Source organism: Inquilinus ginsengisoli (assembly GCF_050434925.1).
In the GTDB taxonomy this organism is placed as follows: Bacteria; Pseudomonadota; Alphaproteobacteria; order DSM-16000; family Inquilinaceae; genus Inquilinus; species Inquilinus ginsengisoli_B.
In genome coordinates, this window is sequence record NZ_JBNDJK010000001.1 from 821,945 (window position 1) to 845,380 (window position 23,436).

A 23,436-nucleotide genomic window follows, 5' to 3' on the forward strand; every position below is an offset into this window, starting at 1 on the left:
CGCCGTCTCCCGCTCCGGCCCGCCACGCAAGGCAGGTTTTCCTTTCATCGGTAACGACCTGACTCGAAATCTGGACGTCCCGCCCCTAGATGAAGGAGGCTGTGCTGCGAGGGGCGGACCATGGGCGTCGTGATCGAGAAAGAGAATCCGATGACGAGCTGTACCGGCTCACCCACGCTGGACTGGCTGCTGTATGAGGCGCCGACCATCCGCGACGTCGGCCAGCTGCTCGAGGAATTCTGCAACCGCCTGGTCGCCGAGGACGTTCCGGTCGCGCGCGGCCTGGCGATCATCCCGGCCCTGCATCCGCTCTATTTCGGCACCGCCTATATCTGGCGCGGCACCGGCGCGATCGAGCGCCGCCGCGGCCTGTGGGAGAACCGGAACGCCCCCGAATACCAGCAGAGCCCGATCCATGCAGTGATCGAGGAGGGCGCGGACGCGCTGCGCCGCCGCCTGACCGGCCCGAAGGCGCAGCTCGACTTCCCGGTGCTGGAGGAGTTCCGCGACGAGGGGCTGACCGACTACGCCCTGTTCGGCATGGCCTTCACCAGCGGCCGCCGCTCCGCCATCTCCTTCGCCACGCGCGAGGAGGGCGGGTTCACCGAGGCGGCGCTGGAGAAGGTCGACCGGCTGATGCCGATCCTGACCCGGCTGATCGAGATCCACACCCTGCGCGCCACCGCCGTCGACCTGCTGGACACCTATGTCGGCCATGACGCCGGCGCCCGCATCCTGAACGGCCAGATCCGCCGCGGCATGTCGGAATCGCTGCATGCCGCGATCTGGTACTGCGACCTGCGCGACTTCACCGCGATGAGCGAGAAGGTCGGGCGCGAGGAGATCGTCGCCTCGCTCGACAGCTACTTCGAGACGATGGCCGCGGCGGTGCAGGAATCCGGCGGCGAGATCTTGAAGTTCATCGGCGACGCCATGCTGGCGATCTTCCCGGTGGACGAGGATCAGGGCGTGCAGGATGCCGCGTCCAAGGCCCTGGCCGCCGCCGCGGTGGCCGAGCACGGCATGGCCGCGCTGAACGCCAGGCGGGTCGAGGAGGGCCGGTCGGCGCTCGACTACGGCCTGTCGCTGCATATCGGCGAGGTGATGTACGGCAATATCGGCGCCGCCGACCGGCTGGACTTCACCGTGATCGGCCCCGCGGTCAACCTGGCCAGCCGGGTCGAAGCGCTGTGCCGCATCACCGGCCGCCGGCCGCTGATGACCGAGGCCTTCCGCCGGGCCGTCGGGGTCGAAGCCGAGCCGATGGGCCGGTTCAGCCTGCGCGGCGTGTCGGAGGAGCAGGAGGTGTTCAGCCCGGTGCGCCTGCCGCTCCCGGCGGAGGCCGCCGCCGAGTAGCTCAGGGCCCGCCCGACGCCTGCTGCTCCGATCCCACGACCGCGCCGTCGGCCACGGCGCGCCGGGCCTCGCCGCGCCGCTCGGCGCCGGAGGGCAGGCCTGGCCCCGGGTGGAGCATCCAGTCGGCGACGTCACGTTGCGGCGTGCGCCGGCCGATATCGCGCAGCAGCCAGTGCCAGCCGCGGCTGTAGGAGGCGACGACCAGGTCCGACCGGCGCGGCAGGCGCCGCAGCAGCAGGTTGACCGAGGCCGGCGCCAGCACCTGCTCATGCTCGCCCAGCAACACCAGGGTCGGCTGCGAGATCTCCGCTGCCGCGTCCGAGCCGCGGCCCATCAGGTAGACCAGCCCGTCGATGGTGTCGACCCGGGTCGCCCGGATGTAGAGCGGGTCGCGGCCGAGCGCCATCAGCATCGGCACGTTGTCGCTGGCCTGGACGCCGAGGCTGCGCCCGGTGAAGGTCATCGCCGGGATCAGCCGGCGGGTCAGCCACAGCGCCACCCGCGGGATGGTGTCCATGCTCTGCCGGCCCCAGGTGGCCGGGGCGGACAGGATCAGCCCGGCCATCGGCGGGTGGTCCGGCCCGGTCGCGGCCAGGATCGCCACGGCGCCGCCCATGCTCTCCCCCAACAGATAGACCGGCACGCCGGGATAGCGCGCCTCCAGCAGCTGCAGCGCGGTGGCGGCGTCGGCCGCCAGCGTCTCCGCCCCCGGCCAGATGCCGCGGCCGGCGGTGTCGCCGAAGCCGCGCTGGTCATAGGCGTAGGTGGCGATACCGAGCTGGCCCCAGAACCGCGCCGGATCGTCGAAAGCCCGGCCGTATTCGTTGAAGCCGTGCAGCGCCAGCACCACGGCGCGCGGCTTGTCCACCGGCCCCCAGTGCCGCAGCGGCAGGCGATAGCCGTCGGCCGCGATCACCGCATCGGCCTCCAGCCGCGGCGTCCCGTTCGACGCGCCCATCGGCTGTACCATCGCCCCGCAGGCGGCGACCAGAAGGAGGAAGAGGCAGGCGAGAAGGCGGGCGAACGGCCGGTGGAAGAGGAGTCGTCGCGCTCCCCTGTTATCCTCCCCCTCCCCTTGCGGGAGGGGGTAGGGGGAGGGGTTGGTGCCGCAAGCATCCTTGTCGGAAGATCGTCGCAGCCCGGCAACGATTCCGGATCCCCTCACATCGCCGCCCGTCATCGACACCCCCTCCCCCTACCCCCTCCCGCGAGGGGAGGGGGAGGATGAAAGGCATGGGCCGGCCCCAACGGGTCGAGGACTGTCATGACGGATCTGTCGCTCACCAGCATGGCCCCATTTCAACCGGCGGCGGCGTCGGGATCAAGGCGTCGCGACCTCCTGCAGCCGGCCTTCCAGCACGTCGCGCCGTTCACGGAACAGGGTGACCAGGGAATCCATCACCCGGCGGACTCGTGAAAGAGCCCGCAGGTCGCGATGCACCAGCAGCCACTGGTCGACCCCTACCTCCTCCACCACCGGCCTCAGCCGGCGCAGGCCGGGATCCGGGTCGCCGGCATAGCAGGGCAGCAGCCCCACCGCCTCGCCGCTGCGCACCGCATGCTGCAGCACCAGCCAGTTGTTGACCCGCACCGCCGGCCGGCTGCCCTGCAGCAGCTCCGCCACCCAGGCCTGGCCCGGCATGTAGCTATGCTCCTCGTCGAAGCCGGCCCAGCTCAGGCGGCGCAGCCCCTCCGGCGTCGTGTCGGCGACCTCATGGCCGCGGCCGGCATAGATCGCATACTCGACGCGGCCCAGCCGCCGCGCGACCAGGCTCGACACGTCCGGCACCTGCTCGCGGATCAGCAGGTCGGCCTCGCGCCGCGACAGGTTGGCCAGCATGTGGCTGGCCGCCAGCTCGATCTCGATGCATTGCAGGCCGCGCCGCAGCCGCGGCAGGTGGTCGGCCAGGAACCCGGTCATCGCCTCGCCGGCCGAGACCCGGACCGTGCCATGCGCGGTGTCGCCGAGGCCGGCGCTGCGGCGCTGGATCGATTCGGCAGCCCGCTCCATCGCCTCGGTATCGGCCAGCAGCTCTTCGCCCGCCGCGGTCAGCACGAAGCGGTCCGGCACCCGGTCGAACAGCCGGGCACCGATCGACTCCTCCAGGCTGCGCACCCGCCGCGCCACGGTCGGGTGGCTCACCTGCAGCCGCCGCGCCGCCGCGGTCAGGTTGCCCTCGCGCGCCAGCGTCAGGAACACGCGCAGATCGTCCCAGTCGGCAGCCATGGCCCGTTCTCCTGCACCGAGATGCCTGAACAGAAACGTACAGCCGATCCTCGAATTTGTCGAATTCCGTTCACCAGCGTTCACAGTATCGTCAGGTCGGGGCCGGCCCGACCCATCCGAACGACAGGCGACCGGCGGCGTCATTTCATCAGAGGGAATGCGTGATGCATTTCGAACCGCGCCTGTGGAAGTTCACCGAAGGGGTCCGCCTCCGCATCGCCGCGGCGGTGGCGGTCGGCCTGGTCTCGGTCGCGCTCGGCGTCGCCCGGCTGGCGCTGCTGGGCTGGCTGATCGGCCAGGTCTTCGCCGGCCGGCCGCTGGCCGAGCTTGTGCCGTCGATCGTCCTGATCGCCGGCATCATGGTGCTGCGCGGCGTCGCCGAGTACGGCAGGGTGATGGTGGCGCACGAGACCGCGTCGCGGGTCCAGGCCCGCCTGCGCCGCACCATCTTCGACCGCATCGCGGCACTGGGCCCCGGCACCGTGGCCCGCCGCCGCTCCGGCGCCTTGACCCTGTCGCTGATCGACGGGGTCGAGCAGCTGGAGGTCTATTTCGGCCAGTTCCTGCCGCAGTTCCTGATCGCGTTGCTGACGCCGATCCTGATCTTCGCCGCCATCGCCTTCGTCGACCTGCCGGTGGCGGCGGTGATGCTGGGCTTCGCCCTGATCGCCCTGTTCGGCCCGGCACTGTGGCATCGGCGCGAGACCGGCAGCTCGCTGCAGCTGCGCCAGGTCTATGCCGATTTCGCCGCCGAGTTCCTGGATTCGGTGCAGGGCCTGGCGACGCTGAAGGCCTTCGGCCAGAGCGGCGCGCGGGCCGCGACCCTGAAGCTCAAGGCGCAGTCGGTGTTCCGCAGCACCATGCGGGTGCTGGGGACCAATGTGCTGGCCCGCGGCATCACCGACAGCGCCATCGCCAGCGGCGCCGCCGCGGCCCTGGCGCTGGGCGCCTGGCGGGTCGACTCCGGCGCCATGGCCCTGTCGGCGCTGCTGGTCATCCTGATGCTGGGCGTCGAGATCTTCCGGCCGATGCGCGAGCTGCGGTCGGTGCTGCACCAGGGCATGGTCGGCCTGTCCGCGGCCCAGGGCATCTACCAGGTGCTGGACGACACGCCGGAGGTGGCGGATGCCGCCCCGGCCACGCTGGTCCGGCCGCTGGACCCGACCATCGCCTTCGACGGCGTGCGCTTCCGCTACCCCGGCACCCGCCGCACCATCCATGAGGCGCTGAGCTTCGAGGCCCGGGCCGGCGAGCGCATCGGCCTGGTCGGCCCGTCCGGCGGCGGCAAGTCGTCGATCGTGCGCCTGCTGCTGCGCTTCTACGACCCGGAGCAGGGCTCGATCCGCCTGGGCGGGCACGATCTGCGCGGCCTGTCCTTCGCCCAGATCCGGTCGATGATCTCGGTGGTGAACCAGGACACCTTCCTGTTCCACGGCACGGTCGAGGACAACATCCGCATGGGCCGGCCGGAGGCGACCGAGGCCGAAGTCGAGGCCGCCGCCCGCGCCGCCAACATCCACGGCTTCGTCCAGTCCCTGCCGCAAGGCTACCGCACCGTGGTCGGCGAGAAGGGCGTGAAGCTGTCCGGCGGCCAGCGCCAGCGCGTCGCCATCGCCCGGGCATTGCTCCGCGACACCCCGATCCTGGTGCTGGACGAGGCGCTGTCCGCAGTCGACGCCGAGAACGAGGCGGTGATCCAGGAGGCGCTGGACCGGCTGATGCAGGGCCGCACCACGCTGGTGCTGGCGCACCGCCTGTCCAGCGTGATCGGCTGCGACCGCATCCTGGTGCTGGACCGCGGCCGGGTGGTCGAGAGCGGCCCCCATGCCGCGCTGATGCAGCAGGGCGGCGTCTATGCCGGGCTGATGGCCGAGCAGGCGCGCGAATCGGCATCGGGAGCCATCCTCGATGCTCCCGTCGCCACCCGCGCGATGGAGCCGGCGGCGCAGGGCCAGGCGGCCGGCGACGGCGCAGACAAGGTGGAAACAGAAGGCATCCTCAAGGCCGAAGGGCTGGGCTGGGGCCGGCTGGTGGCCGAGCTGATGAAGCTGGCCATGCCCTGGAAGGGCAAGCTGGCCCTGACCTTCGCCTTCGGCGTGCTGCGCGTCGTTGCCTTCATCGGCGTCGGCGTGCTCAGCGCCCTGGTCCTGCTGGCGCTGAAGAACGGCGAGCCTTATGGCGTCCTGCTCTGGGCTCTGGCCGTGGTGGCGCCGCTGTCCGGCGTGCTGCACTGGCTGGAATCCTGGATAGCCCATGACATGGCCTTCCGCCTGCTGGCCGACATGCGCTCGGACGTGTTCCGCAAGCTCGACGCCCTGGCGCCGGCCTATCTCGTGCGGCGGCGCACCGGCGACCTGATGGCGCTGGTCACCCACGACATCGAGCTGGTGGAGTACTTCTTCGCCCACACCGTGGCGCCGGCCTTCGTCGCCGTGCTGGTGCCGGCCGCAGTGCTGGCGGTGCTGGTCTGGGCCAGCCCGTGGATCGCGCTGGCGCTGCTGCCCTTCCTGCTGGCCGTCGCCATCAGCCCGTTCCTGATGCGCGGCCGCGTCGACACGCTCGGCTCCGAATCGCGGGAGGCGGCCGGGGAGCTCGGCGCCTTCGCCGTCGACTCGGTGCAGGGCCTGGGCGAGATCGTCGCCTTCCAGCAGGAGGGCGCGCGGGGCGACCGGCTGGATGCGCTGTCGCAGCGCTTCATCCGGCTGCGCCTGCCCTTCTTCGCCGAGCTGACCCGGCAGCAGAGCCTGCTGGAGATCCTGACCGGCCTGGGCGGCCTGGCCGTGGTGGTGACCGGCGCCGCGCTGTCGACCCACGGCGCGATCGACTCCGGCCTGCTGCCGCTGCTGACCATCCTGGCGATGGCCGCCTTCCTGCCGGTGTCGGAGATCGCGCAGGTCGGCCGCCAGCTGGCCGACACGCTGGGCGCCACCCGCCGCATCTACGGGCTGAAGGCCGAGCCGGTGCCGGTCTTCGACGGCCCGGGCGTGCCGGATCATCAAGGCCCGGCGGCGCTAGCGCTGCAGGGCGTCGGCTTCACCTATCCGGGCCAGGGCCGACGCGCCCTGTCCGGGGTGACGGTCGAGATCCCGGCCGGCAAGACGGTGGCGCTGGTCGGCACCTCCGGCGCCGGCAAGACCACCACGGCGCAGCTGCTGATGCGCTTCTGGGACGTGGATGAGGGCCGGATCACCTTGAACGGCGCCGACCTGCGGGACTACGAGCTCGACGACCTGCGCCGGCGCATCGCACTGGTGGCGCAGGACACCTACCTGTTCAACGACACGCTGCGCGCCAACATCCTGATCGCCCGGCCGGAGGCGAGCGAGCAGGAGCTGGCGGCCGCGATCGAGCATGCCTCGCTGGCCGAGCTGGTCGAGACCCTGCCCGAGGGGCTCGACTCGCCGGTCGGCGAGCGCGGCACCGCCCTGTCCGGCGGCCAGCGCCAGCGCGTCGCCATCGCCCGCGCCTTCCTGAAGAACGCCTCGGTGCTGATCCTGGACGAGGCGACCTCGCATCTCGACACGGTGAACGAGCAGGCGGTGCGCCGGGCGCTGGACCGGCTGCAGGCCGACCGCACCACCATCGTCATCGCCCACCGCCTGTCGACCGTGCGCGACGCCGACCTGATCGTGGTGCTGGACGAGGGCCGGGTGGCCGAGACCGGGACCCATGCGGCGCTGCTGGCCCGCGGCGGCCTCTACGCCCAGCTGGTCTCGCGCCAGCTCGCCTCGGCCCAGGCGGCCCAGTGATACCCATGGCCTGAAATATTGACCCGTCATGGCGAGCCCCGAAGGGGCGTGGCCATCCAGCGGGCTCGATCTCTGGATGGCCACCGCGCTGCGCGCCTCGCCATGACGATCTTGGAAGCGTCTGCGATATGATCAAGATCCAGTTGTCGCGCCTGCAGAGCTGCTGAGGAGGATCGGATGAGCAAGGCCAATTATGCGCTGCGGCTTCAGCCTTCGCTCAAGAGCGCGGCAGAGCGCTTGGCAGCGGCGGAAGGCACCAGCTTGAATCAGTTCATCAACGTTGCTGTGGCCGAAAAGCTGTCGGTGCTCGAAACGGAGGAATTCTTCCGGAAGCGGGCGGCCGCGGGAGACCGGGCTGCGTTCCTGCGCTTTCTCGACGAGGCCGGTGACGAGCCGCCGGCCGACGGGGACGCCGGCTGAGGCACCCTACTCCCCCGCCGCCCGCCGGGCCGCGGCGGCGCCCTCGCCGGTCAGCTGCAGGAAGATGTCCTCCAGGTCGGTCTCCTCGGTGGTCAGGTCGGCGATGCGCACGCCGGCCTGGTCCATCAGGTTGAGCAGGTCGCCCAGCCGGGTCTCGCTGGGCCGGTAGCGCACCACCAGCCGGGCCGGGCCCGTCAGCTCCATGCCCCGCGCCGCCAGGGCCGGCGGCAGCGCGTCCAGCGGCTCGCTCAGGGTCACCACCAGGGTCTTGCTGTCGACGCTGGACAGCAGGTTGGCGGTGCTGTCGCAGGCGACGATGCGGCCCTGATCGATGATCGCGATCCGGTCGCACAGCTCCTCCGCCTCCTCCAGGTAATGCGTGGTCAGGACGATGGTGGTGCCGGCCCGGTTCAGCGCCCGGACATGGGCCCACAGGCTGCGGCGCAACTCGATGTCGACGCCGGCGGTCGGCTCGTCCAGCACCAGCACCGGCGGCGAATGCACCATCGCCTTGGCCACCATCAGCCGCCGCCGCATGCCGCCCGACAGCGTCCGGGCATAGGCGTCGGCCTTGTCGGCCAGCCCGACCGCCGCCAGCAGCTCCGCGGTGATCCGCTCCTTCTTCGGCACGCCGTACAGCCCGGCCTGCAGGTCCAGCAGCTCGCGCGGAGTGAAGAACGGGTCGATGTTCAGCTCCTGCGGCACCACGCCGATCGCGGCCCGCGCCTGGCGCGTCGCCCGGCCGATGTCGAAGCCCCAGATCCAGGCGTCGCCCGCGGTCTTGGTGACCAGCCCGGCCAGGATGTTGATCAGGGTCGACTTGCCGGCGCCGTTCGGGCCCAGGAGGCCGAAGATCGAGCCGGCCGGGATGTCGAGGTCGATCGGGTGCAGCGCCAGCTTGTCCGGCTGCTTGTTGCGCCCGCGATAGGTCTTGGTCAGGCCGCGCAGGCGGATGGCGCTCTCGGGTACGGCGTTCGGCGCGGCATTCATGATTATCGTGAAACAGTTGATCGGCCGGGCGCCATGGGTATCATCCGGCCGGAATCCGGGCAATCATCGCCCGACATGCCTTTGCCGCCAGGAACCCCAGCCATGCAGCCCCCCGCCCTTCAGCCGTCCGAGGTGATCGAGGTCGACCGCGATGTCGAGACCGTCGGGTGCGACGGCGGCGGCGCGCCGCTGGGCCACCCGATGGTCTATTACCCGATCGGGCATGAGCACGAGGTGGTGTGCAACTATTGCGGCCGCCGCTTCGTCCGCAAGGCCAACCGCCACGGCCACTGACCTCGCCGAGCGTGCGGTGACGCCCGCCTCGGTCGAGGAGTTCTGCCTGACCCTGCCCGGCGCGGCGATGAGCGTGCAGTGGGGCGGCGCCCATGTGCTCAAGGTCGGTGGCAAGATCTTCGCCATCCTGGCCGGGGTGTCGCGCGGCGCGCCCGAGGCGTGGTTCAAGGCGTCGGAGTTCTCCTACATCCTGCTGGTCGAGCAGCCGGGCATCCGCCCGGCGCCCTATCTGGCCCGCGCCAAATGGGTGGCGGCGGCGCTCGACGCCCTGCCGGCCGACGACCTGCAGGCCTATCTGCGCGAGGCGCATCGCCTGGTCCTGGCCAAGCTGACCAGGGCTGCCCGGGCGGAGATCCTGGGGGCGGGGTGAGATGCGCATCCTGGTCGAGATGCGGTGCGGGTCGCATCTGTACGGCACCGCGACGCCCGATTCCGACATCGACCTGAAGGCCGTCTACCTGCCGTCGGCGCGCGATCTGCTGCTGCAGCGGTCCCCCGCCACCATCGTTGAGTCCCGCCCGAAGGCTCATGGCGAGCGCAACCGGCCCGGCGATGTCGACCGGGAGGTGTTCAGCCTGCAGCGCTATCTGGACCTGCTGGTCGGCGGGCAGCCCCTGGCGATCGAAATGCTGTTCGCGCCGGACAGCGTGATGACCGTCCCGCCCGATGGGATCTGGCGCGAGCTTCAGGCCGCAGCGCCGCGGCTGGTCAGCCGGCGGGCCGCGTCCTTCGTCCGCTATTGCCGGCAGCAGGCCAACAAATACGGCATCAAGGGCTCGCGCGCCGCCACCGCTCGGCAGGCCTTGGCCGTGCTGGAGGCCGCGGAGCGTGCCTATGGCGCCGGCAGCCGCCTGGACGAGGCCGAGGCCATGTTGGAGACGCTGGCCGCCGCGGCCGAGTATGTCGCCCTGGTCGACATCGAGGTCCAGCCCGGGCGCTTGGCGCGGCATCTCGACATCTGCGGTCGCAAGGCGCCGTTCCATGCCGCGATCAAGACGGCGCGGGAGCTGGCGGCACGGCTGGTGGCCGAATACGGACAGCGGGCGCTGGAGGCGGAACGGCAGCAGGGCATCGATTGGAAGGCGCTGTCGCATGCCGTGCGGGTCGGGCACGAGGCGCTGGAGCTGTTCACGACCGGCCGCCTGCGGTTTCCCCTGGCCACGGCCAGCCATCTGTTGCGGATCAGGCGCGGCGAGCTGCCTTATACCGCTGTCGCCGAGGAGATCGAGCTGTTGATGGAACGGGCCGAAGCGGCCGCCGCGGCATCGGTCCTCCCGGCGGAGCCGGACCTGGCCACGGCCGAGACCGTGATCATCGAGGCGCATCGCCGGCAGATCCTGGAAGACGAGACATGACGCAGGATCCGATGATCGACCAGGGGATGCGGGAGCGCATCGGCCCGATCCTGGACGAGATCGAGCGGAGCGAGGGCGTGCGCATCCTGGTCGCGGTGGAATCGGGCAGCCGCGCCTGGCGTTTCGCGTCGCGCGACAGCGATTACGACGTCCGCTTCGTCTATATCCGGCCGGTCGCGGATTACCTTTCGGTCGAGACCCGGCGCGACGTGATCGAGCTGCCGGTTGACGGCACGCTGGACGTGAACGGCTGGGATCTGCGCAAGGCCCTCGGCCTGATCGCCAAGTCGAACGCCGTCGTGACCGAGTGGCTGAGCTCGCCGGTGGTCTATCGGCGCGACGACGACACCGCCGCCCTCCTGCACGGCTTGGCCAGGGCGTGCGTGCATCTGCCGGCGCTGATCTATCATTACGACCGCTCGGCCCGCCGCGCCTGGGCGCCGGGGGACGATCCGGTCAGGCTCAAATCCTACTTCTATGCGTTGCGGCCGGCGCTGGCCCTGGATTGGATCCGCCGCAAGGCGGAGCCGCCGCCGATGGACCTGCCCAGCCTGATGGAAGGAGCTCCGTTGCCGGAGGGTCTGCGCGAGGACGTGGCCATGCTGCTGCTTCGCAAGCGGGCGGCCACCGAGTCCGACATGGCCGCCCGCGTCCCGTCGCTGGAGGCCTATCTCACCGCCGCACTCTCCGAGATGGCGCCGCGGCCGGGCATCTGGGACCATGCCCCGGCCATCAGGGCGGCGGACGAGGCATTCCGGGCGCTGCTGCTGCCGGCAGGGGCGGAGATCCCGGGCCCGGCGTGACGGATCGCGGGCTTCCGATCCGACCGGCACTCCTGTAAGAGGCCGGGACCCGTCTCCGACCGCCCGAGGGGCCATGCCGCGCCAGCCGATCTTCAACGTCCCGCCGATCACGCTGTGGCTGAGCGGCGCGATGGTCGCGGTCTTCGCGATCATCCATCTGCTGCCGGAATCGATCTGGGCGCCGGTCGTCTACCGCATGGCCGTGATCCCGGCCTTCTTCGGCTATCTCGACCAGTTGCCCCCGCTCGACGCGTTGACGGTGGTCGCGTCGCTGGTGTTCTACGCGCTGATCCATTACGAGCCGATCCACCTGATCGCCAATCTCGGCTTCTTCCTGGCCTTCGGCAGCGTCTGCGAGCGGCATTTCGGCCCGCGCCGATACACCGTGCTGCTGCTGGGCACCACCGTGGCCGCGGCCCTGGTGCAGGTCGCCGCCAGCTGGGGCGCCGAGACCACGCTGATCGGCGCCTCCGGCGCGGTGTCGGGCTGCATCGCCGCCTTCTGCCGGCTGGCCCTGGCCCGGCACGACCCGGCCGGGCGGCGCCTGGCGCTGAACCTGATCGGCTTCACCATCATCGCCAACGGCCTGTTCGCGCTGATGGGCGGCGGCTTCATGGGCCTGGACGCCCAGATCGCCTGGCAGGCCCATATCGGCGGCTTCCTGGCCGGTCTCCTCCTCGGCGCGCCCCGCCGGGTTTGATGGGCCGGGCGTGACGCGGCGGCCACAGCCGTCCGGGGCGGTCACAATCCTGCAGACTCCACGTTGCAGCGCGAGGACGCCCCGCCTATATGCACGGTGAAGCAAGAGCCGCCTTCCCGGGCGGCATGGAATCATTGGGGGTCCCGGCGGTGCCTCACCGAGGGCCAGCCGCGACCTGCTGAAGGAATGAGGAAGAGATGAGCAAAGTCATCGGTATCGACCTCGGCACGACCAATTCCTGCGTCGCCATCATGGATGGGGCCCAGGGCCGGGTGATCGAGAATGCGGAAGGCGCGCGCACCACGCCGTCGATCGTCGCCTTCACCGAATCGGGTGAGCGGCTGGTCGGCCAGGCGGCGAAGCGCCAGGCGGTGACCAATCCCGAGAACACCATCTTCGCGGTCAAGCGCCTGATCGGCCGCCGCTACGACGACCCGATGACGCAGAAGGACAAGGGCCTGGTCCCGTACCAGATCGTGTCCGGCGACAACGGCGATGCCTGGGTCGAGTCGCGCGGCCAGAAATATGCCCCCAGCCAGATCTCCGCCTTCACCCTGATGAAGATGAAGGAGACGGCCGAGAATTTCCTGGGCGAGAAGGTGACGCAGGCCGTCATCACCGTCCCGGCCTATTTCAACGACAGCCAGCGCCAGGCCACCAAGGATGCCGGCAGGATCGCCGGGCTCGAGGTGCTGCGCATCATCAACGAGCCGACGGCGGCCGCCCTGGCCTACGGCCTGGACAAGAAGGCCAGCGGCACGATCGCGGTCTACGACCTCGGCGGCGGCACCTTCGACATCTCGGTGCTGGAGATCGGCGACGGCGTGTTCGAGGTGAAGTCGACCAACGGCGACACCTTCCTGGGCGGTGAGGATTTCGACGCCAAGATCATCGACTACCTGGCCGAGGAGTTCAAAAAGGAGCAGGGCATCGACCTGCGCCGCGACAAGCTGGCCCTGCAGCGCCTGAAGGAAGCGGCCGAGAAGGCGAAGATCGAGCTGTCCTCCTCGGTCCAGACCGAGGTGAACCTGCCCTTCATCACCGCCGACGCGTCCGGCCCGAAGCACCTGAACATCAAGCTGACCCGGGCCAAGCTCGAGGCGCTGGTCGACGACCTGATCCAGCGCACGGTCGAGCCGTGCCGCGCCGCGCTGAAGGATGCCGGCCTGAAGGCCAGCGAGATCGACGAGGTGATCCTGGTCGGCGGCATGACCCGCATGCCCAAGGTCATCGAGACGGTGAAGCAGTTCTTCGGCAAGGAGCCGCATCGCGGCGTCAACCCGGATGAGGTCGTGGCCGTCGGCGCCGCCATCCAGGGCGGCGTGCTGAAGGGCGAGGTCAAGGACGTCCTGCTGCTCGACGTCACCCCGCTGTCGCTGGGCATCGAGACGCTGGGCGGCGTGTTCACCCGGCTGATCGAGCGCAACACCACGATCCCGACCAAGAAGAGCCAGACCTTCTCGACCGCCGAGGACAACCAGACCGCGGTGACCATCCGCGTGTTCCAGGGCGAGCGCGAGATGGCGGCCGACAACAAGATTCTCGGCCAGTTCGACCTGGTCGGCATCCCGCCGGCCCCGCGCGGCATGCCGCAGGTCGAGGTCACCTTCGACATCGACGCCAACGGCCTGGTCAATGTCAGCGCCAAGGACAAGGCGACCGGCAAGGAGCAGGCGATCCGCATCCAGGCGTCGGGCGGCCTGTCGGACGGCGACATCGACAAGATGGTCAAGGACGCCGAGGCCAACGCCGCCGGCGACAAGAAGCGCCGCGAGGCGGTCGAGGCGCGCAATCACGGCGATGCGCTGGTCCATTCGACCGAGAAGCAGCTGGCCGAGTTCGGCGACAAGGTCGACGCCGCCGACAAGGCGGCGGTCGAGGCTGCGATCGCCGACCTGAAGTCGGTGCTGTCGAGCGAGGACGCCGACCAGATCAAGGCCAAGACCGAAGCCCTGGCCCAGGCGGCGATGAAGATAGGCGAGGCCATGTACAAGGCCAGCCAGGAGTCGGGCGCGGCGCCGGAAGGCGGCGAGCAGGCTTCGGCGAAGCCGGATGACGGCGTGGTCGATGCCGATTTCGAGGAAGTCGACGACGACAAGAAGAAGAAGTCGGCGTGACCGCGGTCGCATGACCACGGTACATCGATAAGGGGCACACCGCCCCCGCGAGGGCCCGTGACGGGCCGCGCGGGGGCGGTTTTCATCCGGGCCGGGGCCGCCAGGGCTCTCCCGGTTCGGCACGAGGATCGGCATGGCGAAGCAGGATTTTTACGATCTGTTGGGGGTCGCGCGCGGCGCCGGCGCGGACGAGATCAAGAAGGCCTACCGCAAGCTGGCGATGCAGTATCACCCGGACCGCAACCCGGGCGACCAGACCGCCGAGCACAAGTTCAAGGAAATCAACGAGGCCTACGACGTCCTGAAGGACGAGCAGAAGCGCGCCGCCTATGACCGTTTCGGCCACGCCGCCTTCGACGGCGGCGCCGGGCCGCGGGGGCCGGGCGGGGCCGACTTCTCCGGCGGCTTCGCCGACATCTTCGAGGAGATGTTCGGCGACTTCATGGGCGGCCGCCGCGGCGGCCAGCGCGCCCAGGCCGGGCGCGGCGCCGATGTCCGCTTCAACCTCGAGATCACGCTCGAAGAGGCCTTCGTCGGCAAGCAGGCCACGGTCAAGGTACCGTCCTCGGTCGGCTGCGAGGTCTGCGACGGCTCGGGCGCCGAGCCCGGCAGCCAGCCGGTGACCTGCCCGACCTGCGGCGGCGCCGGCCGCGTCCGCGCCTCCCAGGGCTTCTTCACGGTCGAGCGCACCTGCCCCGGCTGCGCCGGCCAGGGCCGGGTGATCAAGAATCCGTGCCGGAACTGCGGCGGCGCCGGCCGCGTGCGCAAGGACAAGACGCTGAAGGTCGACATCCCGCCGGGGGTGGATGACGGCACCCGCATCCGCCTGTCGAACGAGGGCGAGAGCGGCATGCGCGGCGCCCCGCCGGGCGACCTGTACATCTTCCTGTCGGTGCGGCCGCACGCCCTGTTTCAGCGCGACGGCGCCGACCTGTTCTGCAAGGCGCCGATCCCGATGACCACGGCGGCGCTGGGCGGCCCGATCGAGATCCCGGCGATCGACGGCGGCCGGGCCAAGATCACGGTGCCGGCCGGCACCCAGTCCGGCGCCCGCTTCCGCCTGCGCGGCAAGGGCATGTCGGTGCTGCGCTCGGCCGGCCGCGGCGACATGTATGTCGAGCTGCAGGTCGAGACTCCGGTCAATCTGAGCAAGCGCCAGCGCGAGCTGCTCGAGGAATTCGAGCGCGAGGGCGGCGGCGGCACCAGCCCCGAGAGCCAGGGCTTCTTCGCCAAGGTGAAGGAGTTCTTCAAGGAGTAGCGGCGCGGATCGCCTGGTCTTCCCCCTATCTGTCATCACCGGGCTTGACCCGGTGATCCAGGGGCCGCAAAGAGCCGATGCATCCAACCTGGATGCCCGGGTCAAGCCCGGGCATGACAGGAAGAGGGACGGACCATCGAAGGACCCTGCCGCATGACCGCCGGCGACACCCCCCGCCCCGACGTGGGCCCCGTCAGAATCGGCGTCACCGGCGCCGCCGGCCGGATGGGCCGGATGCTGATCCAGACCGTGCTCGACGCGACCGACGGCTCGGTGTCGCTGCACGGCGCGGTCGAGCACGAAGGCAGCGCCGCGATCGGCCAGGATGCCGGCCTGCTCGCCGGGCGCCCGCCCTGCGGCGTCATCGTCAGCGACGACCCGGTGCAGCTGTTCGCCACCGCCGATGCGGTGATCGACTTCACCCGGCCCGAGGGCTCGGTCCGCTTCGCCGCGCTGGCGGCGCAGGGCAAGGCGGTGCTGGTCACCGGCACCACCGGCTTTTCGGCCGAGGACCTCGCGGCACTGGGCCGCGCCGCGCGCCACACCCCGATCATCCAATCCTACAATATGAGCCTGGGCGTGACCCTGCTGGCGGCGCTGGTGCGCCAGGCCGCCCGCGCGCTCGACGCCGGCTGGGACCTCGAGGTGGTGGAGATGCATCACCGCCACAAGATCGACGCCCCCTCCGGCACCGCCATCCTGCTGGGGCGCGCCGCCGCCGAGGGCCGCGGCGTCGATTTCGACGCGGTGAAGGCGATCGACCGCGACGGCAAGCGCGTCGAAGGTGCCATTGGCTTCGCCACGCTGCGCGGCGGCGACGTGGTCGGCGAGCATGCGGTGATCCTGGCCGGCGCCGGCGAGCGCATCGAGCTGGCGCACAAGGCGACCGACCGCGGCATCTTCGCCCGCGGCGCGCTCAAGGCCGCCCTGTGGGGCCGCGGCCGCGCCCCCGGTCTCTATTCGATGAACGACGTGCTGGGGCTGAGCTGAGCGCCGCATAACTCAGCAAGCTATTCGGCTTTCTTCCCCTGTCATTGCCGGGCTTGACCCGGCAATCCAGGAGCTGTCGAGACCCTCTGGATGCCCGGGTCAAGCCCGGGCATGACAGATAGGAGAATCACGCACACACCGGCGGCTTCCGGTCGATCCAGGGCTGCGCCGCCTCCAGTTGGGTCGCCAGGCGCAGCAGCGTCGCCTCGTCGCCGGTGCGGCCGACCAGCTGCACCCCGACCGGCAGCCCGTCCGGCGTCCAGTGCATCGGCAGCGACATCGCCGGCAGGCCGGACAGGTTGAACGGGAACATGAACACCGCATCCGACCACAGCGCGTTGTAGGCGTCGAAGTCGGTCATGCTCATGTCCCAATGGCCGAAGGGCCGCGGCGGCTGGGTCAGGGTCGGGGTCAGGACGGCGTCGAAGGGCAGCAACTGCCCGACCAGGCCGCGGGCGAAGTGGCGCAGCGCCTCGACATCATTGGCGTGCCGGATGCCGCTGATCGACCGGCCGCGCTCGATCGCGGCCCAGGTCAGCGGCTCGACCTCCGCCGGCGTCACCGGCCGGCCGACCAGCGGCTCCAGCGCCGCGAACATCGCCGCCGTCTCGACCGCAAGCATGTTGGTGTAGACCGCCCAGGCGCGCCGCGCATCGAAGTCGAGAGTGTGCTCCTCGACCACATGGCCCAGGCTCTCCAGCACCTTTGCGGTGCCGCGCACCGCCGCCAGATTTTCGGGATGGACCGGGCCGCCATCCGGCGCCCGGGTAACCAGGCCGATGCGCAGGCCCCGGGCCGGCTGCCGCGCCGCGGCGGCCCAGCCTTCCGCCGGCGACTGCGGGGTATAGGGGTCGCCGGGCGTGCCGCCGGCCACGGCGTCGAGATAGGCGGCAGTGTCCCGCACCGTGCGCGAGACGCAGAGCATGTACACGCCGCCGTACCAGATATCGACCGCATCCGGGGCAAAGCTGATGCGGCCGCGCGACGGCTTCAGCCCGACCAGGCCGCAATTCGCCGCCGGCACGCGGATCGACCCGGCGCCGTCGCTGGCCTCGGCCAGCGGCACCATCCGCGCCGCCACGGCTGCGGCCGACCCGCCGCTGGAGCCGCCGGGGGTTACGTCCTCGCGCCAGGGGTTGTGGGTGCGGCCATACAGCTTCGGCTCGGTCGAGATGCACCAGCCGCCCTCCGGCACGTTGGTGCGGCCGAGCGGGACCAGCCCCGCGCGCTTGATCCGCTGCGTCAGCTCGCTGTCGCTCGCCGCCGGCAGGTCGCTGAAATAGGGGCAGCTCCAGGTCGCCGGCACGCCCTGCCATTGCGAGGCGAGATCCTTCATCAGGAACGGCACCCCGGCGAAGGGCCCGTCGGCCGGCGCCCGCGCCGCCAGGTCGCGGCCGATGTCGTAGGCCTTGCGGGTGACGGCGTTGAGCCGCGGGTTCAGCCGGTCGATCACGGTGATCGCGGTCTCGGCCAGCTCGGCCGCCGAAACCGCGCCGCTACGCACCCATTCGGCCAGGCCCAGCCCGTCGCGCGCCGCATAGTCGCGGATCAGGGCCTCGGTGACGATCGCCATGCGCTTTCCCCTCCCTCTGCTTTGCGGGAAGGCTAGCATGGGTACTGCCGGCGGCAACGACGACCCGCCGCAAGGCTGCCATCACCGCGCCACGCCCCATGGTATGGTGCGCACATGGACGATATCCTGACAGACGCCGTGATCGACCGGGCGCGTGGCGCCCTGGTCGGCCTCGCGGTTGGCGACGCGCTCGGCACCACGCTCGAGTTCAGCAGCCGAGATAGCCGGCCCCACCACCGGGAGATGACCGGTGGCGGTCCGTTCGGACTGCAGCCCGGCCAATGGACCGACGACACCAGCATGGCGCTGGCCCTGGCCGACAGCCTGGCCACCCGCGGCGGCTTCGACGCGACCGACCTGATGAACCGCTTCGTCGCCTGGTGGCAGGAGGGCCGCTACTCCTGCACCGGCGCATGCTTCGACATCGGCAATGCGACACGACAGGCGCTCGATCACTACCTGCATGGTGGCGGCCCCTTCGCGGGGGCAACCGACCCGACCACGGCCGGCAACGGATCGCTGATGCGGCTGGCCCCCGCCGTGCTGCACACCCTCCGCGACGCCGAGGCCTGCCGCCGCATCGCCGCCGAGCAGAGCCGCACCACCCATGGCGCGCGGGAGGCAACGGAAGCCTGTGTCTTCTTCGGGGAGATGCTGCGATCGGCGATCCTGGGCGCCGGCAAGGCTGAGACGCTGGCGCCCCGGGCATGGGACGGTGCCGCCAGGATCCAGAGCATCGCCCATGGCGATTGGCGCAGCCAGCCGCGGGCGCTGATCGAATCCTCCGGCTATGTCGTCCACACGCTCGAAGCAGCCCTGTGGGCAGTGGACCGCACCGGCAGCTTCGAGGATGCGTTGGTCCTGGCCGTGAACCTCGCCGACGACTCGGATTCGGTCGGCGCCGTCACCGGCCAGTTGGCCGGCGCCCTGTACGGCCTGTCCGGCATCCCTCAGCGCTGGCTGGAACCGCTGGCCTGGCGGGAGCAGATCGTGGAGATGGCGGACGCGCTGATCGCCCGCGCCTAAGCCGCCTCGGCATCGGCCAGGCCGGCTTCCCAGGCCAGCAGGGCCTGCTTCTTGGTGGGCCCCCAGCGGTAGTTGTGGATGATGCCGCTGGCCCGGATCACGCGGTGGCAGGGGATCAGCACCGAGACCGGGTTCGACCCGACCGCCCCGCCCACCGCGCGGCTGGCGGTCGGCCGGCCGATCGCGGCGGCGACGTCGCCATAGCTCGCCACCCGGCCGGGCGGGATCGACAACAGCGCCTCCCACACCTTGACCTGGAAGTTGGTGCCGCGCAGCAGCACCGGCAGCGGCGGGTTGTCCGCCGTCGGGGCCGTCACCGGCGCGAACATCCGCGCCACCACCGCGGCGGTGGCGGCCTGGTCGCGCACCAGCTCCGCCCCCGGCCATTCGCCGGCGAACTCGGTCACCGCCGCGGTCTCATCCCCTCTCACGAAGCTGAACCAGCAGACGCCGCGGTCGGTGGTGCCGACGATGCAGCGGCCGAACGGGCTGGAATGCAGGCCCCAGCGGATCACCAGGCCGGCGCCGCGCGCCTTCCAGTCGCCCGGGGTCATCGCCTCGCAGGTCACGAACAGGTCGTGCAGCCGCGACGGCCCGGACAGGCCGGTGTCGAGCGCGGCGTCGAGCAGGCTGGTCGGGGCGCTGAGCAGCCGGCGGGCATGGTCCAGCCGCAGATACTGGGCGAAGCGCTTCGGGCTGATCCCGACCCAACGCGAGAACACGCGCTGGAAATGATGCGGATGGAGGCCGGCCTCGGCGGCCAGCGTCGCCAGATCCGGCGGGTCGTCGCGCCGCTCCACCAGCAGGGCGATGGCCCGCGCCACCGCCTCATGGCGCGGCTCGTCCTCGGCTGCGGTCAGATCGGGAAGCCTGTTCATGCCGCCACTGTCCCGCCGCCGGCCCCGGCGGACAACCCGGAAGTTGCGGTTCCGGCCGGCCTCAGCCTTCTTCGGCCGCCAGCCAGTTCAGATGCCAGCGGCTGTCCGGCGGCACGGTCCGGCCAAGGCCGGTGCCGTCGCGCTGCATGGTCAGGAAGCCCGGCAGGGCCGGCGCCACCACCGACTCCCACAGCCGCTCGACATCGCGGAAGCTCATCAGCCGGGCGGCGGACGGGGCCTCGTCATAAGCGGCCAGCAGCTCCCGTGCCCGATCCACCAGCCAGTCTGCCTGGCGCTCCACCATCGCCTCGCCGTCGCGCCGGCTGGAAAGCGCTGCATCCGGCCCCATGGCAAAATGCGGCCCCGGCGCCCCTTCCGGCGGCAGGCGCGAGCTGTCGACGCAATCCGGCTCGATCGCCCACAGCTGCGAGGTCTCGATCCGGCCGGCATGGTCGCCGCGCGACGGCCCCTGCCCGTCGATGCCCTCGCGGTCGGCCTCGAAATCCGGCAGCGACAGCAGCCGGGCGCCGATGAAGGGCTGCACCAGCCCGACCATGGTCTTCAGGTCGCGGTAGTTCTGGCCGTAATGGCCGGTCAGCAGGATCACCGCCTTGAAGCCGATCCGGTCGGCAGCGCGCAGCTGGTAGCAGATGTTCTTGAAATGCTGCCAGGGCGGCAGCGCCGTCAGCCAGTCGCGCGCCACCTCGCCGACATGGGTGCGGGACCAGATGGCGTAGTCGCCGACCTCATGGATGTGCCAGTAGTCCGGCGGCGCGACGATGCCGCCGCCGCGCCGGGCCGCAGCGCAGGCAATGCCATGCGCCTTCAGCGCGTCCAGCCCGACCGCGTTGTGCGGCCCGTGCGGCTCGCACAGGCCGTAGGTCAGGTACAGCACCGGCGCCTCGGCGAAGCGGCGCTCCAGCTGATCGGGGAACATCCGCTCCCAGCGGACCTCGTCCATCGCATCCCTCCGTTCGCGGCCCGCGACGGCGGGGCGGTCGGTCAAGTCTCGGCGCCACCGCGCAGCCGGTCGAGCGCCGCCGCCAGGTCACGCGCCAGATGGGCGCGGTCGGACGGCGCCAGGAAGCCGCCGATGGCAAAGCGCTGGCCGTGGCTGGTCAGGGTGACCCGGTTCTGGCCGACCTCGCTGCGGTCGACATCGACCCGCAGCCAGTAGGGCTGCAGCTCGATCCGGTGCGACACGCCGCGATGGTCGCCATGCTCGATCACCAGTCGGGCGGCAGTCAGGCGCAGGCTTTCCCAGCTGCGCCCGGCCCGGCGCAGATTCGACCGCATCAGGGCAAACAGCAGCAGGGCGTCGAGCCCGTAGAAGCCGAGCACCGGCCAGGCGCCGAGCATCAGGAACAAGACGCCGTTGAACAGGCTGGTGACGCCGACCACGCCGACCACCAGCCAGAAGCCGATCGGGCCCAGGCTGCGCTTCGGTCGCAGCAGCCGCTCGAACAGGACCGGGTCCTCCGCGGCGGGGCCGTGGGTGCCGATCCGGGTGAGGCTGCTGCTGCGCATGTCCACGAGCATAATCCTCGAAAAACGCATGGCAATGGCCGATGGCGCCGCCCGTGAGGCCTCGCTAGGCTGCGGCGCATGAAGCCAGCCGCGATCGACACCTTCTACGCCCGACTCGCCGCCCGCATGCCGGAGCCGCGGACCGAGCTGCAGTACAGCAGCCCCTTCACCCTGCTGGTCGCGGTGGTGCTTTCGGCCCAGGCCACCGATGTCGGGGTCAACAAGGCCACCGGGCCGCTGTTCGCCGTGGCCGACACCCCGGCGAAGATCGCGGCGCTGGGGGTGGAGGGGCTGTCGCGCTACATCCGCACCATCGGCCTCTACAACATGAAGGCGAAGAACGTCGTCGCCCTGTCGAACATCTTGCTGCAGCAGCATGGCGGCGAGGTGCCGCGCGACCGGGCGGCGCTGGAGGCGCTGCCGGGGGTCGGCCGCAAGACCGCCAATGTCGTGCTGAACGTCGCCTTCGGCGAGCCGACCATCGCCGTCGACACCCACATCTTCCGGGTCGGCAACCGCACCGGCCTGGCGAAGGGCAAGACCCCGGACGCGGTCGAAAAGGTGCTGGAGCGGGTGACGCCGGATCGCTGGAAGCTGCACGCGCATCACTGGCTGATCCTGCACGGCCGCTACACCTGCAAGGCGCGCAAACCATTGTGCCCCGCCTGCCCCGTCGCCGACCTGTGCGAATGGCCGGAGAAGAGCGTGCCGGCTTAGAGCGGCGCCCCCACCCGCGCGTCGGTCCGCCGGCCTGCCGCCCCGACCAGCATCGCCAGATGGGCCCGGGCGATCCCCAGCTTCTTCTCGAAGGACGTGCCGCATTCGATGCGGTGGAACAGGTCCTGCCGGTCCGACAGCGCGTCGATCATGCGATCGACATAGGGCTGCCGGGGCCGGGCACGGGCGACCGCCCGCAGATGCGCCAGCCCGTCCGGATCGGCCAGGTCGGCGTCGAAGCTGTCCCTGATCTCGCCGGCCAGCGCGGCCTCGAACCACGGCAGCAGCCGGGGATGGGTCAGCAGCACCCCGAACAGCGCATCGTCGCGGTAGCGGTGCCAGCGCGTGGTCAGGCGCCGGGCCTCGTCGTCGCCGACGCTGGCGAGGTCCTTGAACGAGCTGCCGCCGCCATGCCGGGTGACCGCGGCGACGCGCTCGCTCGACCGCAGCCCGAGCCGGTCTGCCACGCGCTGCCGGTAATCCGCATCCAGGACCCAGGCGTTGTAGCCGATCAGCGAGAGGTCCGGCACGGCGCCTTCGGCATAGGCCTGCAGCCAGTCGCGCTGGGCGAAGAGCTGGCGCAGGATCATCACCAGGTCCAGCCGGACCATCCGCTTGCGGTGCATCAGGCTGGCGGTGAGGTTCAGCGGGTCGCGCAGGAACAGGAGGTCGACCGTCCGGCCGCCGGCCGCGCGCTGCATCCGCCAGGCGGCCTCGAGCCCCAGCCGGGTCACGCCCTCATGGTTGAAGATCGTGGTGCCGTGCGCGCCCTTGCCCTGCGCCCCCGGGCCGGTGACGGAGCGGAGATGCGACCGGATCGGCTCGCCGATCACGACGTTGTTGACGAAGGCGGCCGGCTTGTCCCGGTGCTGGCGCAGCCAGCGGACGAAGGCGTGGTGGCCGGATCGCTTGGTCGATATGACGTTGATGAATTCGAGACTCATCCCGCGTCCCGCTCTCCCTCGGTGTGGGTGGCGGGGCTATCCTTACAGGAAAGTAAAGAAAGGCTGAACCGTTCTGTTGCCCGCCGGCTCAGGCCGGCGGATCGGCGATCTCGTCATAGCCGCGGTTGAGGAACTGGATCAGGCACAGGCCGTGGCCGAACGGATCGGCCAGCGGCGCCAGCCGGCCCCAGACCGCGGTGCGGACCTCGCCCTCGGCCACGGCGCCGGCCGCGACCGCCCGCGCCAGCGCCGCCGCGACGTCGTCCACCACCACGTCGAGATGCACCGGCGTCCAGTGCCGGGCATAGCCGCGGCGGCTGTCGCCGGCACCGACCGTTCCGGCCGGCTTGCGCAGCAGATACAGCGGCGCGGGCCAGCCGGTCAGCTCCACCACCTCGCCGCCGAAGCGGCGCCCGACGGCGAGGCCGAAGGCAGCGGTGTAGAACGCGACCCCGGCCTCGAGATCGGGCACGTCGATATTGACCAGCAGGCTCATGGCGATCTCCCCTCCC

22 protein-coding genes are annotated in these 23,436 nt (G+C 70.9%); 13 read left to right on the forward strand and 9 right to left on the reverse strand.

Features of this window, described 5'->3' with window-relative positions:
* Window positions 1-150 precede the first annotated feature (150 nt).
* The gene (locus QFZ27_RS04060; RefSeq protein ID WP_429224808.1) at window positions 151-1,356 is read left to right on the forward strand and encodes an adenylate/guanylate cyclase domain-containing protein; all 1,206 of its coding nucleotides are present in this window, start codon (window positions 151-153) and stop codon (window positions 1,354-1,356) included.
* Window position 1,357: 1 nt separating this feature from the next.
* On the opposite strand, the gene QFZ27_RS04065 is transcribed toward QFZ27_RS04060, so the two are convergent.
* Window positions 1,358-2,314 (reverse strand): alpha/beta fold hydrolase, encoded by a 957-nt coding sequence (locus QFZ27_RS04065; protein WP_429224809.1) that lies wholly within the window; start codon window positions 2,312-2,314, stop codon window positions 1,358-1,360.
* 363 nt (window positions 2,315-2,677) lie between these two features.
* The gene (locus QFZ27_RS04070) at window positions 2,678-3,583 is read right to left on the reverse strand and encodes a LysR family transcriptional regulator (RefSeq protein WP_429224810.1); all 906 of its coding nucleotides are present in this window, start codon (window positions 3,581-3,583) and stop codon (window positions 2,678-2,680) included.
* Between the two features lie 164 nt (window positions 3,584-3,747).
* On the opposite strand from QFZ27_RS04070, the gene QFZ27_RS04075 reads away from it, so the two are divergent.
* Both QFZ27_RS04075 and QFZ27_RS04080 read left to right on the forward strand, forming a co-directional pair.
* Window positions 3,748-7,332: an ABC transporter ATP-binding protein gene (locus tag QFZ27_RS04075; protein WP_429224811.1), complete on the forward strand. Its 3,585-nt coding sequence runs from the start codon at window positions 3,748-3,750 to the stop codon at window positions 7,330-7,332.
* 177 nt (window positions 7,333-7,509) lie between these two features.
* The gene (locus tag QFZ27_RS04080) at window positions 7,510-7,752 is read left to right on the forward strand and encodes a toxin-antitoxin system HicB family antitoxin (RefSeq protein WP_429224812.1); all 243 of its coding nucleotides are present in this window, start codon (window positions 7,510-7,512) and stop codon (window positions 7,750-7,752) included.
* Between the two features lie 6 nt (window positions 7,753-7,758).
* On the opposite strand, the gene QFZ27_RS04085 is transcribed toward QFZ27_RS04080, so the two are convergent.
* Window positions 7,759-8,742: an ABC transporter ATP-binding protein gene (locus QFZ27_RS04085; protein ID WP_429224813.1), complete on the reverse strand. Its 984-nt coding sequence runs from the start codon at window positions 8,740-8,742 to the stop codon at window positions 7,759-7,761.
* Between the two features lie 102 nt (window positions 8,743-8,844).
* Between QFZ27_RS04085 and QFZ27_RS04090 the strand changes: the two genes are divergently transcribed.
* From QFZ27_RS04090 to dapB, 8 genes are all read left to right on the forward strand, one after another.
* Complete coding sequence (locus QFZ27_RS04090; protein WP_429224814.1) at window positions 8,845-9,036, forward strand: zinc-finger domain-containing protein; 192 nt, start codon at window positions 8,845-8,847, stop codon at window positions 9,034-9,036.
* A gap of 16 nt (window positions 9,037-9,052) precedes the next feature.
* Window positions 9,053-9,406, forward strand: coding sequence for an MmcQ/YjbR family DNA-binding protein (locus tag QFZ27_RS04095; RefSeq protein ID WP_429224815.1), 354 nt, complete (start codon window positions 9,053-9,055; stop codon window positions 9,404-9,406).
* Between the two features lies 1 nt (window position 9,407).
* The gene (locus tag QFZ27_RS04100; RefSeq protein WP_429224816.1) at window positions 9,408-10,391 is read left to right on the forward strand and encodes a DNA polymerase beta superfamily protein; all 984 of its coding nucleotides are present in this window, start codon (window positions 9,408-9,410) and stop codon (window positions 10,389-10,391) included.
* Entirely contained in the window at window positions 10,388-11,194 is an 807-nt protein-coding gene (locus tag QFZ27_RS04105) for a nucleotidyltransferase domain-containing protein (protein ID WP_429224817.1), read from the forward strand. The genes QFZ27_RS04100 and QFZ27_RS04105 overlap by 4 nt, the downstream gene beginning before the upstream one ends.
* A 73-nt stretch (window positions 11,195-11,267) precedes the next feature.
* Entirely contained in the window at window positions 11,268-11,894 is a 627-nt protein-coding gene (locus QFZ27_RS04110) for a rhomboid family intramembrane serine protease (protein WP_429224818.1), read from the forward strand.
* Window positions 11,895-12,091: 197 nt separating this feature from the next.
* Complete coding sequence (gene dnaK, locus QFZ27_RS04115; protein ID WP_429224819.1) at window positions 12,092-14,011, forward strand: molecular chaperone DnaK; 1,920 nt, start codon at window positions 12,092-12,094, stop codon at window positions 14,009-14,011.
* 133 nt (window positions 14,012-14,144) lie between these two features.
* Complete coding sequence (gene dnaJ / locus QFZ27_RS04120) at window positions 14,145-15,269, forward strand: molecular chaperone DnaJ (RefSeq protein ID WP_429224820.1); 1,125 nt, start codon at window positions 14,145-14,147, stop codon at window positions 15,267-15,269.
* 153 nt (window positions 15,270-15,422) lie between these two features.
* Window positions 15,423-16,259, forward strand: a complete 837-nt coding sequence (gene dapB, locus QFZ27_RS04125; RefSeq protein ID WP_429224821.1) for a 4-hydroxy-tetrahydrodipicolinate reductase — start codon at window positions 15,423-15,425, stop codon at window positions 16,257-16,259.
* A gap of 127 nt (window positions 16,260-16,386) precedes the next feature.
* On the opposite strand, the gene QFZ27_RS04130 is transcribed toward dapB, so the two are convergent.
* Window positions 16,387-17,832, reverse strand: coding sequence for an amidase (locus QFZ27_RS04130; RefSeq protein ID WP_429224822.1), 1,446 nt, complete (start codon window positions 17,830-17,832; stop codon window positions 16,387-16,389).
* Window positions 17,833-17,946: 114 nt separating this feature from the next.
* Here QFZ27_RS04130 and QFZ27_RS04135 point away from each other — a divergent pair, with 114 nt between their 5' ends.
* Window positions 17,947-18,858 carry an ADP-ribosylglycohydrolase family protein gene (locus QFZ27_RS04135; RefSeq protein WP_429224823.1) on the forward strand — a complete coding sequence of 304 codons (912 nt, stop codon included), beginning with the start codon at window positions 17,947-17,949 and terminating at the stop codon, window positions 18,856-18,858.
* Here the strand turns inward: QFZ27_RS04135 and QFZ27_RS04140 are convergent.
* The 3 genes from QFZ27_RS04140 to QFZ27_RS04150 form a co-directional block, all read right to left on the reverse strand.
* Window positions 18,855-19,736: a bifunctional transcriptional activator/DNA repair enzyme AdaA gene (locus QFZ27_RS04140; protein ID WP_429224824.1), complete on the reverse strand. Its 882-nt coding sequence runs from the start codon at window positions 19,734-19,736 to the stop codon at window positions 18,855-18,857. The genes QFZ27_RS04135 and QFZ27_RS04140 overlap by 4 nt on opposite strands.
* Window positions 19,737-19,797: 61 nt before the next feature.
* A complete protein-coding gene (locus tag QFZ27_RS04145) occupies window positions 19,798-20,697 on the reverse strand; it encodes a creatininase family protein (RefSeq protein ID WP_429224825.1) in 900 nt (299 codons plus the stop codon).
* Between the two features lie 41 nt (window positions 20,698-20,738).
* Window positions 20,739-21,263, reverse strand: a complete 525-nt coding sequence (locus tag QFZ27_RS04150) for a DUF2244 domain-containing protein (protein ID WP_429232414.1) — start codon at window positions 21,261-21,263, stop codon at window positions 20,739-20,741.
* Window positions 21,264-21,341: 78 nt separating this feature from the next.
* Between QFZ27_RS04150 and nth the strand changes: the two genes are divergently transcribed.
* On the forward strand, window positions 21,342-21,980 hold the full coding sequence (gene nth / locus QFZ27_RS04155; RefSeq protein ID WP_429224826.1) for an endonuclease III: 639 nt from the start codon (window positions 21,342-21,344) through the stop codon (window positions 21,978-21,980).
* On the opposite strand, the gene QFZ27_RS04160 is transcribed toward nth, so the two are convergent.
* Together QFZ27_RS04160 and QFZ27_RS04165 are read right to left on the reverse strand one after the other, a co-directional pair.
* Window positions 21,977-22,924 (reverse strand): hypothetical protein, encoded by a 948-nt coding sequence (locus QFZ27_RS04160; protein WP_429224827.1) that lies wholly within the window; start codon window positions 22,922-22,924, stop codon window positions 21,977-21,979. The two genes, nth and QFZ27_RS04160, sit on opposite strands and share 4 nt — an antisense overlap.
* Window positions 22,925-23,012: 88 nt before the next feature.
* The gene (locus QFZ27_RS04165; RefSeq protein ID WP_429224828.1) at window positions 23,013-23,420 is read right to left on the reverse strand and encodes a VOC family protein; all 408 of its coding nucleotides are present in this window, start codon (window positions 23,418-23,420) and stop codon (window positions 23,013-23,015) included.
* Window positions 23,421-23,436: the final 16 nt, after the last annotated feature.

Coding starts and splice junctions, on each gene's coding strand:
- nth (WP_429224826.1), top strand. CDS start 21,342: ATGAAGCCAGCCGCGATCGACACCTTCTACGCCCGACTCGCCGCCCGC.
- dapB (WP_429224821.1), top strand. CDS start 15,423: ATGACCGCCGGCGACACCCCCCGCCCCGACGTGGGCCCCGTCAGAATC.
- QFZ27_RS04135 (WP_429224823.1), top strand. CDS start 17,947: ATGGACGATATCCTGACAGACGCCGTGATCGACCGGGCGCGTGGCGCC.
- QFZ27_RS04070 (WP_429224810.1), bottom strand. CDS start 3,583: ATGGCTGCCGACTGGGACGATCTGCGCGTGTTCCTGACGCTGGCGCGC.
- QFZ27_RS04160 (WP_429224827.1), bottom strand. CDS start 22,924: ATGAGTCTCGAATTCATCAACGTCATATCGACCAAGCGATCCGGCCAC.
- QFZ27_RS04130 (WP_429224822.1), bottom strand. CDS start 17,832: ATGGCGATCGTCACCGAGGCCCTGATCCGCGACTATGCGGCGCGCGAC.
- QFZ27_RS04140 (WP_429224824.1), bottom strand. CDS start 19,736: ATGAACAGGCTTCCCGATCTGACCGCAGCCGAGGACGAGCCGCGCCAT.
- QFZ27_RS04075 (WP_429224811.1), top strand. CDS start 3,748: ATGCATTTCGAACCGCGCCTGTGGAAGTTCACCGAAGGGGTCCGCCTC.
- QFZ27_RS04145 (WP_429224825.1), bottom strand. CDS start 20,697: ATGGACGAGGTCCGCTGGGAGCGGATGTTCCCCGATCAGCTGGAGCGC.
- QFZ27_RS04150 (WP_429232414.1), bottom strand. CDS start 21,263: ATGCGCAGCAGCAGCCTCACCCGGATCGGCACCCACGGCCCCGCCGCG.
- dnaK (WP_429224819.1), top strand. CDS start 12,092: ATGAGCAAAGTCATCGGTATCGACCTCGGCACGACCAATTCCTGCGTC.
- QFZ27_RS04065 (WP_429224809.1), bottom strand. CDS start 2,314: ATGGGCGCGTCGAACGGGACGCCGCGGCTGGAGGCCGATGCGGTGATC.
- QFZ27_RS04090 (WP_429224814.1), top strand. CDS start 8,845: ATGCAGCCCCCCGCCCTTCAGCCGTCCGAGGTGATCGAGGTCGACCGC.
- QFZ27_RS04110 (WP_429224818.1), top strand. CDS start 11,268: ATGCCGCGCCAGCCGATCTTCAACGTCCCGCCGATCACGCTGTGGCTG.
- QFZ27_RS04060 (WP_429224808.1), top strand. CDS start 151: ATGACGAGCTGTACCGGCTCACCCACGCTGGACTGGCTGCTGTATGAG.
- QFZ27_RS04165 (WP_429224828.1), bottom strand. CDS start 23,420: ATGAGCCTGCTGGTCAATATCGACGTGCCCGATCTCGAGGCCGGGGTC.
- QFZ27_RS04080 (WP_429224812.1), top strand. CDS start 7,510: ATGAGCAAGGCCAATTATGCGCTGCGGCTTCAGCCTTCGCTCAAGAGC.
- QFZ27_RS04100 (WP_429224816.1), top strand. CDS start 9,408: ATGCGCATCCTGGTCGAGATGCGGTGCGGGTCGCATCTGTACGGCACC.
- QFZ27_RS04105 (WP_429224817.1), top strand. CDS start 10,388: ATGACGCAGGATCCGATGATCGACCAGGGGATGCGGGAGCGCATCGGC.
- dnaJ (WP_429224820.1), top strand. CDS start 14,145: ATGGCGAAGCAGGATTTTTACGATCTGTTGGGGGTCGCGCGCGGCGCC.
- QFZ27_RS04085 (WP_429224813.1), bottom strand. CDS start 8,742: ATGAATGCCGCGCCGAACGCCGTACCCGAGAGCGCCATCCGCCTGCGC.